At 63.4% G+C, this 14,530-nt stretch carries 17 protein-coding genes; 6 read left to right on the top strand and 11 right to left on the bottom strand.

Going from position 1 to position 14,530, the window contains the following annotated elements; genetic code table 11:
- Positions 1–25: 25 nt before the first annotated feature.
- A complete protein-coding gene (locus ACYJ11_RS10280) occupies positions 26–1,147 on the bottom strand; it encodes a pyridoxal phosphate-dependent aminotransferase (RefSeq protein WP_461647702.1) in 1,122 nt (373 codons plus the stop codon).
- A gap of 467 nt (positions 1,148–1,614) precedes the next feature.
- On the opposite strand from ACYJ11_RS10280, the gene ACYJ11_RS10285 reads away from it, so the two are divergent.
- Positions 1,615–3,231 (top strand): S8 family serine peptidase, encoded by a 1,617-nt coding sequence (locus ACYJ11_RS10285; protein ID WP_461647703.1) that lies wholly within the window; start codon positions 1,615–1,617, stop codon positions 3,229–3,231.
- Between the two features lie 146 nt (positions 3,232–3,377).
- On the opposite strand, the gene ACYJ11_RS10290 is transcribed toward ACYJ11_RS10285, so the two are convergent.
- Genes ACYJ11_RS10290 through ACYJ11_RS10300 form a run of 3 tightly spaced genes read right to left on the bottom strand, consistent with a single transcriptional unit; the run spans position 3,378 to position 5,566 of the window.
- Entirely contained in the window at positions 3,378–4,541 is a 1,164-nt protein-coding gene (locus ACYJ11_RS10290) for a thiolase family protein (RefSeq protein ID WP_461647704.1), read from the bottom strand.
- 55 nt (positions 4,542–4,596) lie between these two features.
- Positions 4,597–4,752 carry a hypothetical protein gene (locus ACYJ11_RS10295; protein WP_170098323.1) on the bottom strand — a complete coding sequence of 52 codons (156 nt, stop codon included), beginning with the start codon at positions 4,750–4,752 and terminating at the stop codon, positions 4,597–4,599.
- Between the two features lie 46 nt (positions 4,753–4,798).
- On the bottom strand, positions 4,799–5,566 hold the full coding sequence (locus ACYJ11_RS10300) for a DUF7839 domain-containing protein (protein WP_461647705.1): 768 nt from the start codon (positions 5,564–5,566) through the stop codon (positions 4,799–4,801).
- 137 nt (positions 5,567–5,703) lie between these two features.
- Between ACYJ11_RS10300 and ACYJ11_RS10305 the strand changes: the two genes are divergently transcribed.
- Positions 5,704–6,384 (top strand): metallophosphoesterase, encoded by a 681-nt coding sequence (locus ACYJ11_RS10305; protein WP_461647706.1) that lies wholly within the window; start codon positions 5,704–5,706, stop codon positions 6,382–6,384.
- 37 nt (positions 6,385–6,421) lie between these two features.
- Positions 6,422–6,577: a hypothetical protein gene (locus ACYJ11_RS10310; RefSeq protein ID WP_004593663.1), complete on the top strand. Its 156-nt coding sequence runs from the start codon at positions 6,422–6,424 to the stop codon at positions 6,575–6,577.
- 38 nt (positions 6,578–6,615) lie between these two features.
- Here ACYJ11_RS10310 and ACYJ11_RS10315 read toward each other — a convergent pair whose 3' ends face one another.
- On the bottom strand, positions 6,616–7,869 hold the full coding sequence (locus ACYJ11_RS10315; RefSeq protein ID WP_461647707.1) for an NAD(P)/FAD-dependent oxidoreductase: 1,254 nt from the start codon (positions 7,867–7,869) through the stop codon (positions 6,616–6,618).
- An 83-nt stretch (positions 7,870–7,952) separates the two neighbouring features.
- Between ACYJ11_RS10315 and ACYJ11_RS10320 the strand changes: the two genes are divergently transcribed.
- Together ACYJ11_RS10320 and ACYJ11_RS10325 are read left to right on the top strand one after the other, a co-directional pair.
- Positions 7,953–9,125: a threonine synthase gene (locus ACYJ11_RS10320; protein ID WP_461647708.1), complete on the top strand. Its 1,173-nt coding sequence runs from the start codon at positions 7,953–7,955 to the stop codon at positions 9,123–9,125.
- A 104-nt stretch (positions 9,126–9,229) separates the two neighbouring features.
- Complete coding sequence (locus tag ACYJ11_RS10325; RefSeq protein WP_461647709.1) at positions 9,230–10,243, top strand: alcohol dehydrogenase catalytic domain-containing protein; 1,014 nt, start codon at positions 9,230–9,232, stop codon at positions 10,241–10,243.
- A 48-nt stretch (positions 10,244–10,291) separates the two neighbouring features.
- Here the strand turns inward: ACYJ11_RS10325 and ACYJ11_RS10330 are convergent, their stop codons facing one another.
- A complete protein-coding gene (locus ACYJ11_RS10330) occupies positions 10,292–10,711 on the bottom strand; it encodes a universal stress protein (protein WP_188978086.1) in 420 nt (139 codons plus the stop codon).
- 239 nt (positions 10,712–10,950) lie between these two features.
- On the opposite strand from ACYJ11_RS10330, the gene ACYJ11_RS10335 reads away from it, so the two are divergent.
- The gene (locus ACYJ11_RS10335) at positions 10,951–11,841 is read left to right on the top strand and encodes a universal stress protein (RefSeq protein WP_461647710.1); all 891 of its coding nucleotides are present in this window, start codon (positions 10,951–10,953) and stop codon (positions 11,839–11,841) included.
- Positions 11,842–11,857: 16 nt separating this feature from the next.
- Here ACYJ11_RS10335 and ACYJ11_RS10340 read toward each other — a convergent pair whose 3' ends face one another.
- From ACYJ11_RS10340 to ACYJ11_RS10360, 5 genes are all read right to left on the bottom strand, one after another.
- Complete coding sequence (locus ACYJ11_RS10340; protein ID WP_461647711.1) at positions 11,858–12,481, bottom strand: J domain-containing protein; 624 nt, start codon at positions 12,479–12,481, stop codon at positions 11,858–11,860.
- A gap of 95 nt (positions 12,482–12,576) precedes the next feature.
- Positions 12,577–13,335: a proteasome assembly chaperone family protein gene (locus tag ACYJ11_RS10345; RefSeq protein WP_461647712.1), complete on the bottom strand. Its 759-nt coding sequence runs from the start codon at positions 13,333–13,335 to the stop codon at positions 12,577–12,579.
- A gap of 5 nt (positions 13,336–13,340) precedes the next feature.
- Positions 13,341–13,523, bottom strand: a complete 183-nt coding sequence (locus ACYJ11_RS10350) for an RNA-protein complex protein Nop10 (RefSeq protein ID WP_461647713.1) — start codon at positions 13,521–13,523, stop codon at positions 13,341–13,343.
- A gap of 30 nt (positions 13,524–13,553) precedes the next feature.
- Entirely contained in the window at positions 13,554–14,354 is an 801-nt protein-coding gene (locus ACYJ11_RS10355) for a translation initiation factor IF-2 subunit alpha (protein ID WP_461647714.1), read from the bottom strand.
- 1 nt (position 14,355) lies between these two features.
- Positions 14,356–14,529, bottom strand: a complete 174-nt coding sequence (locus ACYJ11_RS10360; protein ID WP_004963588.1) for a 30S ribosomal protein S27e — start codon at positions 14,527–14,529, stop codon at positions 14,356–14,358.
- Position 14,530 lies beyond the last annotated feature (1 nt).

The raw sequence follows: 14,530 nt of genomic DNA on the forward strand, positions 1-14,530 counted from the left end.
CGCGGTCCCACTCGCCTGCGAGCGCTCAGCGGACCGCCGCCGTCGCGTCGGCCATGATGTCGATTGCCTCTTTCAGCGTCTCCATGTCCGTCGCGTAGGAGATGCGGGCGTAGCCCGCGCCGTGTTCGCCGAAGGCGTCGCCAGGAACGACGACGACACCGCGGTCGATGACTTCGTCCACCCAGCCGTCGGGGACCTTCGGCATCGCGTAGAACGCGCCCTTGGGTGTCGGACAGTCTATCCCCATCTCGTCGAGGCCGTCCAGCAGTACGTCGCGGCGCTCCTGGAACGCCTCGCGCATCTCCGACACCTGGTCCTGCGGGCCGGTCAGGGCCGCCTCGGCGGCGTACTGGGCCGGTGCGGACGCACAGGCTTGGGCGTACTGGTGGACCCGTAGCATCCGCTCAATGCGGTCTGTCGCGCCGGTAACCCATCCGAGCCGCCAGCCTGTCATCGAATACGCCTTCGAGCAGGCGTTGACGACGACGACGTTGCCCGTGTCGCTGAACTCCGCCGGCGAGCGGTGCTCACCCTCGAACACCTGATGTTCGTACACTTCGTCGGAGATACACAGCACGTCGTGCTCGTCGGCGATACGGGCGAACTCCTGCATATCTTCCGGGGACTGGACCGCTCCGGTCGGGTTTGCGGGCGAGTTCACGACAAACGCCGCCGTGTCGTCGGTGATGGCCTCCTCGACCGTCTCGGGTGCCATCGTGAGGTCCTCGCGCAGCGGGACCGGCCGCGGCGTCCCGCCTGCGAGGTGTGTCAGCGCGTCATAGGAGACGAACCCCGGGTCTGGGAAGATGACTTCCTGCCCTGCATCGACGTGGGCTTCCAGCGCGATGTGCAGTGCTTCACTCCCACCCGAGGTGGCGATTATGTCCCCAGGGTCGACATCAAGGTCGTTGTCTCGTTCGTGCTTGGCAGCGATGGCTTCCCGGAGTGCCTCGGTCCCCTTGTTCGACGTGTAGGCGTCGACGTCCCCCGCCTGAATTGCCTCGACTGCCGCTTGGCGGGCGTGCTTCGGCGTCGGGAAGTCCGGCTGGCCGAGTCCGAGGTTGATCGCGTCCTCGCCCGCCGCCTCGAACACTTCGCGGATGCCTGAGATCGATACCTGTTCTACCCGTCGGGAAAATCCAGTCATATTCTGTCTGGGGGCGGCCGGCCCGATAATTCTTCCTTGTGCTTCGGTAGCATTAGCGGCGTCCGCCTGTTCTGTCGCTATTACCAGCCGCTATAAACTTTTATACCGTTCATAACTGATACTTTATATATCAGAAAACAAGATAAACACGTATTTATAAAGTAGAATATATACTCTTGTTTATTAGACACTGGGCTGCATGAGGAATTATATATTAATTTTATAACCCACCCATATTTAGTGGGAGTCGGATGTCCCGACATACCCTGCCGAAACCGTCCAGAAGATCAGTTATCAAGGCACTCGGCTCCGCTGTAACCGTCGCAGCTTTTGGTGGAGAAGTCAGCGCATCACAGAAATCTGATACAAAAGAATATCTGATCGGTATATCAAATGATAAAAACGCCTCTGATATTCATGACAAAATAAAAGAACGATCTGACCTCGAACAGCTCGATATCCTCGACGTGAACGAGTCACTTTCGTATCTTCGCTCAGCAGTCCCGCAGGAATTCAAGAGCGAAATTCTTCCGACAGTCGAAACGATTGACGGCGTCAAATATACGGAATTCAACCACATTCGCGAGCCGATCGCCACGGTTCCGAACGATCCGAAGTTCGACAGCCAGTACGCGCCACAACTGGTCAATGCCCCGAAAGCATGGGACATTACGTTCGGAAGCGAAGACGTCACCATCGCCGTCATAGACACCGGTGCAGATTACACCCATCCCGACCTTGACGGGCAGTTCGGGAGCCAGAAGGGACGGGACTTCGTCGACAACGACAGCGACCCCGCACCACAATCTGCTCAGCATGGGACACACGTCTCCGGCATTGCTGCCGGCGAAACGAACGACGAAACCGGAATTGCAGGTGTCAGTAACTCCCGGCTCCTGAGTTGCCGTGCACTCGGCCCGAATGGGGGCCGAACCGCCGATATCGCTAACGCTGTCGAGTGGGCGACTGACCAGGGGGCGGACATTATCAATATGTCCCTCGGTGGCGGCGGCTACAACCAGACAATGAAAAACGCCGTCTCGTACGCATGGAATCAGGGTGTCCTCCTCATCTGTGCAGCCGGTAACCATCAGGACGGTGACCCACAAAGCCAGCAGGACGTGTCGTACCCAGCAGCCTACGAAGAATGTGTTGCCGTTGGTGCCGTCGATCAGAACAAGAGCCCGACCGAATTCTCGAACTACGGCGGGAAGGTCGACATTGCGGCACCGGGTAATGACGTACTCTCATCTGTTCCGGGGGGAGACTACGCGCAGTTCCCCGGAACGTCAATGGCGAGTCCTGCTGTCGCTGGCGTTGCTGCGCTTGGACTGGACAGACACGATTGGCCCGCCAGCCAGACCCGACAGAACCTTCTCGACACCGCCCAGCCACTGGACGCAGACGGCCAGTTCGTCGGTTTCGGCCTCGCGGATGCATACAACTTCGTAACCGCCGGTGGCGGAACCGAAAACGAACCGCCGATCGTGACGCTCAACGACGACTCACGAACTGTCACTGTCAATAAGGAGGTCATCTTCGATGCCAGCGGCTCCCGTGACCCCGATGGTTCGATAACGAACTACCGCTGGGAGTTCGGCGACGGCTCTGACCCCATCGAGGGTGCGGACGCGACGGAGGTCAGCCACACGTACACCGGCACTGGCGACTACACCGTCACCGTCACTGCGACTGACAACGACGGTGCTGAGACAACCACGTCAGTCAGCGTCTCCGTCACTGATGAATCGAAAGACCGTCTCACCGAAGAGCTGTCCGGGTCACTCGATGGGATGCTCGATTATGAGAAGCAGACGTACTCCCTCAAGACGGAGTCGCCTATGCAGCTAATCCTCAGTCTCGATGGCCCATCTGACGCCGATTTCGACCTGTATGTCTCCTTCGACGGCCGCACACCCACTCCGAACGACTACGATCGCGCGTCCTATACGCAGGACAGTAACGAACAGATAATCATCGACGATTTCTCACAGATCAGCGAGATCGGCATACTCGTGTATGTCTACAGCGGACGCGGAGACTACACACTTACCCTGGAAGAAATCGGAAAAACAAGCTCGTAATCTGCTTGCTATTCTCTCGTTTCGACTGATCCCGTGCGTAGCGTCCCTCTCGCTTTCCACTTTCAGCTCAGCTGGATTTCACGCTGTCTGGACATCACAATCGCGCCGCCACCGCCGACGCTCACTTGCCTCGCCGCTGGCGGATTCTACCGGACAACAGACATCGCAATCGCGCCGCCACCGCCGACGCTCATCCCCACGATGCCGCGGTGATGATCCGCTCGCTCCATCGCGTACAGCATCGTGGTCGTGAGGATACCGCCGCTGGCTCCGATAGGATGCCCGAGCGCCACCGCGCCGCCGAGCGGGTTGTGTTTCTCGGCGGGGATGTCGAGTTCGTCGGCGACGTACACCATCTGTGCGGCGAACGCTTCGTTGAGTTCGAAGTGGTCCACGTCGGCGACGGCGAGGTCGTTGCGCTCCAGCAGCTTTGCGACGACGTCCCGAACCGCGATGGAAAACTCCGACGGGTCGCGGTAGGCAACCGCGTAGTCCTCGACGTGGGCCATCGGTCCCAGTCTATCGCGTTCGACCGTCTCGGCGTCGGCCAGCACCACCGCTCCCGCGCCATCGGAGAGCTTCGAGGCGTTGCCGGCGGTGATCGTGCCCCCGTCCGCAAATGCCGGCGGGAGCGCCGCCAGCTGGTCCACCGTCGTGTCCGGGTGCGGCCCTTCGTCCTCGGTCACGAGCCCGTCCGCCGTTTCCACTGGGACGAGTTCCTCGGTGAACTTCCCGGACTGGATCGCTTCGCCGGCCCGGTGGTTGCTCCGCCGAGCGTACTCGTCTTGGGCCTCGCGACTGATGTCGTGCTCGGCGGCAATTTCCTCCGTCAGCGTGCCCATGTGTGCGTCGTAGTGTTTGTCCCACAGTGAGTCCCAGATCATCGCGTCGACGAGTTCGCTGTTCCCGTGCCGGCGGCCACCGCGCATTTCGGGAACGAGATACGGCGCGTTCGACATCGACTCTATGCCGCCGGCGAGACACACCGATGCCCGACCGGCCTCGATGCGGTCGGCGGCGGTCGTGATTGCTCGCAGTCCCGACCCCGACGCCTCGTTCAGTGTCGTCGCGGCGACATCGTCTGGAAGTGGTGACTCGACGACGACCTGTCTGGCCGGGACCTGGCCGACGCCCGCCTGTACCGCGTTTCCGAGGCCGACCCAGTCGACACTGTCTTCGTCCACGGCGGTTCGATCAAGCAGTCCCTCCACGGCTGCAGTACCCAGCTCTACCGCGCTTCGCTCTGAGAGCCCGCCCAGCAGTTCACCGTGTGCGGTGCGTGCACCGTCGACCAGAACCACATCCGTCATACGAGCCACATGAACCCAATCCTACAATACTGTTCGCCCGACGATAGACGGCGTCCTACTCCTCGGCCGCTTCCCGCAGTTCCTCGATAGCCGTTTCCAGTCGCCGGAGCGTCGCATCAGCGTCGGTGTAGCCCTGCTCGTACTCGCCGTAGGCGTCGTCTGCCTCGTTCAGGAACGCTTCGACAGCGTCGTGCATCTCGTGATCGCTCATGACTGTATCGACGGCAGCCGACCGGAAAAGTCCCGCTACTCGCGGGTCACTGCGTCACGTCGTAGTCGACGCTCGCGTCGCGAAGCGCGTCGGTCACACGCCCGACGGTGTCCTGTGTTGCGACGACGACGGCATCGAGTCCCCGCGATGCGGCGGCGGCGGCCACCTCGCCGGCCGCGAAATGTGTCGTCGGTTCGATGCCGGCATCGCGGAGTGCAACGACGGACTCAACGCCCGCTGCGGTGACGATGGGGACGTCTGCACAGGCCGCGGCGATCTCATCGATGTTCTCGACCGGCCCTGATCGGACTGGCGGGACCTGTATCACGCTGACGTGGCCGGGGTTGAGGTCGATGACTCCCTCGAAGCCGGTGACACCGACGACCTCGCCCTCCGCGGCGCTGGTCGTCGTCACCCCCGTCGCGTCACCGCCGCCGGGGTCAGCGTGCAGCAGGCCGTCCGACAGCGAGAGTGTCACCGTCTCTCCTTCTTCCAGATCCGCCGTGGCGATGGCGGCGTCCTCCTGCACGCTGCCGAGCACGTCGTCGGTAACGTGGTCGGCGAACCGGCGGACGTCGGTCGCGGACTGGAACACCCAGTCGACGCCCTCCTTGGTGACGCGGTAGCGCGACCGCCCCTCTTTTTCGACGAGGCCGTCGTCGACGAGTTCGCGGATGTACTCACTGACGGCCTGGCTCGTCACGCCGACGGCGTCGGCGATTTCGCCCTGACTCACTGCGGGCTGGCGCTCGGCAATCTCCACGAGGACCCGAAACCGCGTCGCGGCCCGCTTGTTCTCCAGGACGTCGACCATACAGGAGTCACGGGAGTCGCAGGTAAAAATACCACCGACACTGTCAGGCGAGATAATCGGCTGTGGACTGGCCACCTGCGATGTGGCCCGCCGCCGTGACCGACAATATAAGCCTCGCCGGTGCTGACTGAACGGCGATGACAGCTAGCTACGACGACCGGGCGCTCCTGCTCGGGGAGACGCTCGTCGTCGCGGACCTCCACGTCGGCCGGGGCACCGGCGGGAACCTCGAACTCCCGGTCGGGTCCGGCTCCGACATGGTCCAGCGGTTCCAGTCGCTCGTCGAGCGCCACGAACCCGAGGAGGTCGTCGTCGCCGGCGACCTGCTCCACTCGTTCCAGACCGTTCCCCGGTCGGTCGAGAGTACCGTGGCAGGGCTCAAAAGCACCTGCCAGCAGACCGGTGCGCGCCTGCTCGTGACGCCAGGCAACCACGACACGATGCTCGACAGCGTGTGGGACGGCCCGACCGAGACGGTATACCGGATCAGCGACACCGTCGTCTGTCACGGCCACGAGGCTCCGGATGTCGACGCCGACCGCTACGTCGTCGGACATGACCACCCGACGATCAACATCGAGGGACAGCGCCAACCCTGCTACCTTGTCGGGAGCGGCCAGTACCGTGGCAGCGATGTCGTGATGCTCCCGTCGTTCAACAGGCTGAACGCCGGCGTCGAGGTCAACGAGATGCGCGCCAGTGACTTCCAGTCCCCGCTCGTCACTGACGCCGACCGACTGGAGCCAGTGGTCTGGGACGAGAGCGGGCGCGAGACCCTGTCGTTCCCGCCGCTGGGTGAGTTCCGGCGCATGCTATAACGGTAAGTATTTGAGCCGCGACGGTGGACGCTGGAATATGGTTCAGACAGAAATCGCGCTGGGTCTCATCGCGATTACGCTGCTCTCGCTACTGCTGCTGTACTTCGCGACGATAAAGTACGTCTCTGAAGTCCTCGAAGGGGAGGGGCACGAACAAGAGGGAAACACGAATAGCGGCGGTCCGGCCGCATAGGCCGCCGGCCCTCTTCTGGAGTCGTATCGGCGTTTCTCTTATCGAAGCAGATCAGCAGCGACTTTGCCGCTTTCCAGTGCGCCCTGTATCGCTGACCAGCGGGTGTAGTCGCCGGCCAGAACAGCGTTGCCCTCCGGCGCTGTCGGGTCCGGGAGCGACTCCCGATACCCCGGCGGCTGGGCGAACTGCGAGAGCGGGACGCGGTCGGTCCGGAGCAGTTCCAGCGCCTCGAAGCTCGCGTTCGGATACCACGACTGCAGCGCCGCCCGGACTTCAGCGGCCAGTTCCGCATCGCCTTCTTCTGGCGTTCCGAGGAACGTGGCACTGTATAACTCCATCCCAGCGGGCGCGTACTCGCTGGCGACCGCCGACAGCGGCGCGACGGTGTTCGGTCGGTCGTCCGCCGCGTTGAGGATGATGCGCTGTCCGGTCGTCGGGGCGCGGTTCGTCGGGAGTGCGAAGTACTGGGTGACACAGCCGACGGGCTCGGTCGGGATCGCATCGATATCTGTCAGCTCTGCCGCAGTCTGTGGGTCCGTCGCGATGACGGCGCTCTCGGCCGTTACCGTCTCATTGCCTACCTCGGCAGTAACCTCTCCCTCGTTGGTCTCCAGCTCTGTCACGGGCGCGTCGGTTTCGATGGTCGCGCCCGCCGAGCGAGCGCGGTCGGCGAGCTGTCGCGGCATCGCCTGCATCCCGTCGGCGGGGACGAATATCTCGCCCTCGCTCAGCATCTTGTAGGTGTACTCGAAGATGCTGCTGTCCGTTCCCAGCGAGCGGTCGAGCGTGATGCCGCCGTAGAAGGGCGCGGCGAACCGTTCGACGAACCGCTTCGAGAACCCGTAGTCTGCGAGGTATTCCCGGATGGTCGTCCCGCCGCGCGAGAGCAGTTCGACGGGCTCGACGCCGGCCAGTTCGCGCTGGAGCCGGAACAGCCGGAGCTTGTCGGCCGTCCGAACGTCGGTGTTGAGCAGTGTCTGTGGCGCAGCCGATGGGTTCCGGAGGGGGTCCGACAGCACCGAGCGGTGGTTCGGGCTCGCGATAGTGGCCCCCGGCGTGAACGTCCGCGGAGAGAGCGCCTCTATGTCGAGTTCGCGCTTCGCCGCGGGGTAGGCGGTGAACATGACCTGAAACCCGCGGTCGAACGTGTAGCCGTCCTCGTGGGCTGTCCGAACGCGACCCCCGACCTCCGGCGCCTGTTCGAAAACGGTCACGTCCCGACCCGACTCCGCCAAGTGGCGGGCGGCGACCAGCCCGGCGAGTCCTGCGCCGGCGACGACGACATCTGTCATACCCGCCAGTTCGACCGCCCGGGACAAGAGCGTGCTGAAGCGGGACCGGACCACACTTGGTCGTCCCGTCCACAGAGGCAGACATGGAGACGACTGCGGCGTTTCGCGGCCTCATCTGCACGGCGTGTGGCGCGGAAACCGACAGCACGGCCGACCGCTGCCCCGACTGCGGTGCAGTCCTCGTCGGCGACTACGACGTTCCGGACCTGACACCCGCAGAACTGCCCGATGTGACGGGGCCGGGCCGGTACGAGCCGCTTCGGCCGTTCCCACAGGACGCGACGGTAACGCTCGACGAGGGGGCGACACCGCTGGTTCCGGTGCCGGAGCTGGCCGACGAACTCGGTGTCGAATCGGTGTACGTCAAAGACGAGGGGCGCAATCCGACGGCCTCGCTGGGCGACCGCAAACTCTCGCTCGCTGTCACCGCTGCCGCTCAGCGCGGAGCCGAGCGCGTCGCGACGCCGTCGACTGGCAACGGCGCACAGTCCAGCGCCGCCTACGCGGCTCGCGCCGGCATCGACTCGAAGGGCTTCGTCCCCTCGCGCTGCCCGTTCCTCAATAAGGCGATGGTGAACGTCCACGGCGGCGACATGCGCGTCGTTGAAGGCCGGTACGACGACGCCGTCTCGGTGTTCGAGGAGGAACTGGCCGAGGCTTCCGACGGCTGGGTTCCGGTCGCGCCCGGCCATCCCTTCCGCACCGAGGGAGCCAAATCTGTCGCGTTCGAGACGGCCGACGACCTCGACTGGACGGCCCCCGACGCGGTGGTCCACCCCACCGGCCACGGCGAGACGCTCGTCGGTCTCGAGCACGGTTTCCGAGCGGCAGCCGAGAGCGGCCTCACGGACTCGACGCCGCGAATCTACGCCGCACAGCCCGACTCGACGGCCGCCATCGCTGATGCCGCGAGCGAGGGCGCAAGCGAACCGGCGACTATCGAGCACCCCGACACCATCGTCGGCCCGCTTGAGGTCCCCGATCCTGCCGCTGGTGCTGCGGCACTTGACTCGCTCGACCGCTCGGGCGGCGACGGCGTCGCCGTCTCTGATAAAGACATCCTGGCCGGCGCGGTCGACGGCTGCGAGATGGGGCCGGAAACCGGTGCGACCGGTGGGACGGCCATCGCCGGCGCGCGAGCGCTGGCCGACGATGGAGTCTTCGACGATGACGATGTCGTCGTCCTGGTGAACCCCGTCGCCGGCAGCAAGGAGGCGGACCTGCTGCGCAGTCACCTCATGAGCCAGGGCATCTGAGAGACCTGCCGGTGGACCCGAGAGCGGGTCGGATACCGCCGTCGATCAGGCAGGTATCCCACATTTGATGCTGTTTATACGGTTCTGACCCATTCACGAAGCTAATGCGCGTCGCAGCGTTCAGCGAACTCACCGGCCCCGACGGCGTCTCGGTTATCAACCAAACAACCCCGGAACCCGAACGCGGCGAGGCGGTGGTCTCCGTCGAAGCGTGTGCGATCAACCGCCACGACCTCTGGGTTCTCGACGGGGATTCCGCGATGGTCGACACGGACGACTTGCCGTTTGTCAGCGGCCTCGACGTCGCCGGGACCGTCGACGCCGTCGGCGATGGCGTTACGGCTGTCGAACCCGGGGACCGCGTGGTTCTCTGCCCGAACGAAACCTGCGGGACGTGTCGCTACTGTCGCGAGGGACCGGAGAACCTCTGTGAGAACTTCTCGCTGTACCACGGTGGCCTCGCCGAGGCGGCCCGCGTCCAGGCCGACCGCCTCGTCAGGCTCCCCGACGGCGTAGCGACGGTCGACGCGGCCGCGCTTCCGACGGCCTACATGACGGCCTTCCATATGCTTCGCCGGATCGACGCCGGACCGGGCGATCTGGTGTTCATCCCCGGCGTCACCGGCGGCGTCGGTGTCGCGGGCGTGCAACTCGCATCCACTCTCGGTGCCCACAGCGTCGGTACCTCGTCTTCAGCGGCGAAGCTAAACCGCGTCGAATCGCTCGGTCTGGACTACGCTATCGAGAGCACCGATCCGGACGAGATTCGGGCGGCAGTCGACGATATCGGGACGGTCGATGGCGTGCTTAATCACCTCGGTGGTGAGTACACGCAGCTTAGTCTAGATGTCCTTCGACGCGGCGGCCGGATGGCGGTCTGTGGACGGACAGCCGGTGGCACATCCGAAATCAACATTCCCGATCTGTTCCTCGGTCACAAACGCGTCATCGGGAGTACGATGGGGACACAGGGCGACCTAGAGCGGCTCGTCAGTCTCGTCGCTGACGGCGAACTCTCCCCGGAAATCGATGCAACGTACCCACTCGAAGAGACCAGTGCAGCGTTTGCGGCGATGCAGGACCGTGGTAGCGTCGGCAAGCTCGTCGTGACGCCGTAGTCACTCCTAAGCCCGCGAGGGGTGTTTCTTGCCCTCAGCGACCGCCACTCACCGTGCGATGATGACTGGCACAGGCGAGTTACGGAACACTTTCTGGGCGACGTTCCCGACGACCAGCCGATCGGCCAACGAGCCGCCGTGGGTTCCGAGCACGACCGCATCGAAGTCGCCGGCTCTATTCAGAACCGCTCGCGCCGGGTGGCCCAGTTGTACCTCGGTGGTTATTTCGGCATCGTACTCGGCAGCGAGTTCGCGAGCGTCGTCGAACACCTTCTCCGCACGCTCCTCGGCGGCCGCTTCGATGTCATCCGCAAGAGCAAGTGCGGTGGCTGCTCCCCCCAACGGTGAGGGTCCGCCCACGACGTGTAAGACAGTAATCTCCGCGTCGGGATGGTTCTCAAGGGTGTACTTGAGCGCTTGTTGGGCCATCTCCGAGTCGTCCATCGGGACGAGAATCTGTGCGATCATACCGCGACTACGGGCAGACTGTGGATAAAATGGTGGTGCGCTTGCTTCAACAACCCATTACCACCGGCTGTGAACGACCTTCTATCTCGCCGGCAGTTGCTGGCGGGTACGACATCCATTGAACGAGGCAGGCAAGATACAGTACACGTACGCAGCGCAGGCTGGGCCCAAACTCACTCTATAACAGTGTGATGGGAATCGAACGTAGTGTTAAATCAATAGCCTGTCAAACCGTGACTATGAGTCAAACGATCAACTCGATTCTCGTGCCGACCGACGGCAGTGACGGGGCACAGATAGGGGCCCGGAGAGGCATCGACCTCGCTGCCACAATCGGTGCCGACCTCCACGTACTGTCAGCGGTTGACACCCGTGACATCGAACCGGATCTGAATTCTGACGGGCAGACCGACCGGGAGCAGCTCCTCGAAGAGGAGGCAGAACGGGCGGTGGATTCCATCGCCAGACTCGCCCGGGCACATCTCTCTGGGCATATCACGACCGCCGTCGAGTCGGGTATCCCGTTCCAAGCGATCAACGACTACGTCGACGCTCGCGACATCGATCTCATCGTTATGGGGACGCAAGGACGGACAGGGTTCGAACGGGTAGTCCTCGGGAGTGTTGCAGAAAAGACGCTCCGCACCGCCGATGTCCCGATTGTCACGGTAACTCCGGACGGGGACATCGTCGAAATCGGCGATCACCTGTACGAGAACATTCTCCTCCCGACTGACGGCAGCGAGGGAGCAGAAATCGCGGTCGAGTGGGGAATCACGCTAGCTGAGGTGTTTGACGCAACGACACACACGGTCTATTCTGTCGATACGAGTCGATTCGGCGGCGCTGAGGGGTCAGCAGAGATTCACGACGCGCTTGAGCAAACCGGTCAGGCGGCACTCGAGACGGTCCATGAGCGTGCCAGAGACGCAGACGTCAGTGTCGTAGGCAACATCGCAAGCGGTCCAGCTGCACGCGCGATTCTCTCCTACAGCGAGGAACATGATATCGACCTCATCGCAATGGGAACACACGGCCGATCCGGCCTCACGCGATATCTAACCGGCAGCGTCACAGAGACCGTGGTACGTAATGCGGCTGTCCCGGTCTGTTGTGTCCCGATGCAGTGACACGCCTTCGGTCTCTCTACGACGCCCGTTGTCTCGACGCACCGGACGCGTGCTGTTTCGCAGTCGTGTACGCCTCTCTGACGCGCTTGAACTCGTCCTCGTTGCCGCCGTGGTCCGGGTGGACCTCCTTGACGCGTTCGCGGTAGGCCGATTTCACGTCGTCCAGCGACGCGCTCTGGGTCAGGCCCAGTTCGTTGAATGCCTGCATTGTCGGGTGTGGTTCCTCCTCGGGGTCCGGGCCGAGGTTGACTTCAGGCGTCTCAAAGGGCAGGCGTGCGCCGAGATAGACGCCCGGCATCTCGTGTTCGACCAGTACGGGAACGGTCGGCGACCGTTCGATGCGGTAGTACGCCCGGGCGTCGAACGTGATCGCCACGTCCCGTTTCGGCAGGTAGAAGGCGACGTGTTGCCCCTCGACGAAGTGGTTCTCGGCGAACTGCTCGTCGATGGCGGTGAGGTACTCGCGAAGCTCCGCCCGGCGTCGCATCTCCCCGCCGTCTGTCGCCTGCCGGTTCGGCCGCTCGGCCGGAAACACACGGTTCGCGAGGACGAACAGTCCAGCGACGACGAGAGTCCCAGCGACACCTAACACAAGCCCAAGGACCAGCCACTCCGGCAGCATGCCCGGTTGTGTCTGCACGACCCTCCGTTAGGCTCCAGTGGTAAAGAAATTCCCGCTCTCCGGTAGCACAGCCCCGAGGTCGCCAATACCGGGACACAGGGCCCCAATCCGTATCAGCCGATGTACCTGAGGTCCTCGTCGGCGGGCGACGGGGAGTTCTGCTGTTCCATCTCCTGGATCTTCCGGACAACCTCCTCCATCTCGTCGGCACGGTCTTCTAGGGAACTGTAGTCGACTTCGAACCCGATGACCTCCTGCAGGATTTCGAGGACGGCCTGTGCGCTCTTGGGATCGACCAGATAGCCCGACGTCTCGCCCATGAGGCAACTGGCCGGCACGTCGCGGCGTTTGCTCAGGCCCAGCAGCAGGCCGGAGACGCCGACGATACCGCCGGCCGGTTCGTCCTCGCGGAAGGCCACGCCGGCGTCTCCAAGCGTCTCCCGGAAGTCTTCGGTCGTCGTCGCGCCGAGCACGTCGTACTCCTCGATGAGTTCGCCGGTCGGGACGCCGCCGAGGGCGAACACCCGCTGGACGCCGAACTCGTCGGCGATATCGAGGAACGTGTCGGTCAGGCCGTAGTGCCCTTGATTATCCTGCGCTTGATGATCCCCGGAAAGTACGAGCAGGTCCTGACCTTCTTCTGGTGTGACAGCGTGGAACTCGGCGCAGGCGAGCTGTGCTTGGCCCTCGTCGATGCTGACCTGTGGCGGGAAATGCGTCGAGTAGACGCGGCGGACGAGCTCGCTTTCGAGCTCCTCAAGCAGGTGCTCTGCGGCGAGTTTGCCGACGTGGCCGACGCCGGGCAACCCCTCGACCAGCACTGGTTCGTCGAGGTCGGGGTCCGCTACGCGCTCGATGTCGAATTCGTCCATACGGCTTATTCGCGGCGGCGGCGCTTAAGAGAACGTCGATACTCGCCGTAGCTGTCTTCAGGGGAGAACGGCGCGGGTGCGCTGTTGACCGCTTCGCCCCCGCAGTCCGGACAGGTATCGTCCAGCGTGTACACCGGCCGGTCGTGTTCGGATTCCCAGACGGCACAGACGTGGATATCCGATTTCATCGGTGGTGAATCACTGGAGCGACAACCGGTTTACTCGTCTTCTTCGCTGCGTTCGCGGTGGAACTGCCCCGACCCACCGTGTTGCTCAACGACTTTCGCGGCGCGGTCCGCGCTCTCTTCGAGCGCGTCTTCGGCGGTCTTGTAGTCAGGCGCTTGCACCTGAACCCGGTACTCGGGCGAGCCGACGTAGGTCACTTCGAGTTCAATCTCGTCGGGGACCTCGCCGTTGCCCTCCGCGGCCTGGAGCGCTTCCTTGATGATGTCGACGCCGTCGCTTTCGGGACAGGACAGGTCGACGTAGCCGGTGACCTGCACGTACGGCACCGAGACGTTGTTCCGGGCCGTCTGGACGATGGCGTCGATCTCCTCTTCGGAGAGGTCGACGTCTTCGAGGGCGTCCTTGCCGTGGATCGCCGCTGACTCGAACCCATCGTACATCGAGCCGAACTCCGACAACAGCTCGTTCGCGATGGCGGCGTACGTCTCGTCGTCCAGATCCTCGCCGAAGGCCAGTTCCATCCAGTTGTCGGCCTTCTGCTCGTTTTTCCACTCCTGAATCTTTTCTTTTCGCTGGTGGTCGTTGACGTCCTTGATCGAGAGGTCGATCTGCTGGGCACTCTCGTCGACGTCAAGTACCTTGGCAACGACTGTCTGCCCTTCGTTGACGTGGTCGCGGACGTTCTTGATCCATCCGCTGGCGACCTCGGAGATGTGACAGAGGCCACGCTTCCCCTCGTACTCGTCGAGGTCGACGAAGACGCCGAAGTCTTCGATCTCGTCGATCTTGCCGACGACGAGTTCGCCCGGTTCGGGCCAGCCGCTGTATTTCATCCTATCGGGCCTCGACGACGGCGGTCACTTCGCCTTCGATGTCGGCCTTGCCGCCCGTCGGGCGGGCGATGGTGTGGCCACAGACGGCACACGAAACTTCGCTCGCGGCCTTCTCGAAGAGACTCTGTTCGTTCTCGCAGTCGGGGCATTCGACGGTGATGAAGCTTCCTGCCATC

The sequence above is a fragment of the Haloarcula sp. H-GB5 genome (genome assembly GCF_054850705.1).

Coding starts and splice junctions, on each gene's coding strand:
- ACYJ11_RS10280 (WP_461647702.1), bottom strand. CDS start 1,147: ATGACTGGATTTTCCCGACGGGTAGAACAGGTATCGATCTCAGGCATC.
- ACYJ11_RS10290 (WP_461647704.1), bottom strand. CDS start 4,541: ATGACGGATGTGGTTCTGGTCGACGGTGCACGCACCGCACACGGTGAA.
- ACYJ11_RS10295 (WP_170098323.1), bottom strand. CDS start 4,752: ATGAGCGATCACGAGATGCACGACGCTGTCGAAGCGTTCCTGAACGAG.
- ACYJ11_RS10300 (WP_461647705.1), bottom strand. CDS start 5,566: ATGGTCGACGTCCTGGAGAACAAGCGGGCCGCGACGCGGTTTCGGGTC.
- ACYJ11_RS10305 (WP_461647706.1), top strand. CDS start 5,704: ATGACAGCTAGCTACGACGACCGGGCGCTCCTGCTCGGGGAGACGCTC.
- ACYJ11_RS10310 (WP_004593663.1), top strand. CDS start 6,422: ATGGTTCAGACAGAAATCGCGCTGGGTCTCATCGCGATTACGCTGCTC.
- ACYJ11_RS10315 (WP_461647707.1), bottom strand. CDS start 7,869: ATGACAGATGTCGTCGTCGCCGGCGCAGGACTCGCCGGGCTGGTCGCC.
- ACYJ11_RS10320 (WP_461647708.1), top strand. CDS start 7,953: ATGGAGACGACTGCGGCGTTTCGCGGCCTCATCTGCACGGCGTGTGGC.
- ACYJ11_RS10325 (WP_461647709.1), top strand. CDS start 9,230: ATGCGCGTCGCAGCGTTCAGCGAACTCACCGGCCCCGACGGCGTCTCG.
- ACYJ11_RS10330 (WP_188978086.1), bottom strand. CDS start 10,711: ATGATCGCACAGATTCTCGTCCCGATGGACGACTCGGAGATGGCCCAA.
- ACYJ11_RS10335 (WP_461647710.1), top strand. CDS start 10,951: ATGAGTCAAACGATCAACTCGATTCTCGTGCCGACCGACGGCAGTGAC.
- ACYJ11_RS10345 (WP_461647712.1), bottom strand. CDS start 13,335: ATGGACGAATTCGACATCGAGCGCGTAGCGGACCCCGACCTCGACGAA.
- ACYJ11_RS10350 (WP_461647713.1), bottom strand. CDS start 13,523: ATGAAATCGGATATCCACGTCTGTGCCGTCTGGGAATCCGAACACGAC.
- ACYJ11_RS10355 (WP_461647714.1), bottom strand. CDS start 14,354: ATGAAATACAGCGGCTGGCCCGAACCGGGCGAACTCGTCGTCGGCAAG.
- ACYJ11_RS10360 (WP_004963588.1), bottom strand. CDS start 14,529: ATGGCAGGAAGCTTCATCACCGTCGAATGCCCCGACTGCGAGAACGAA.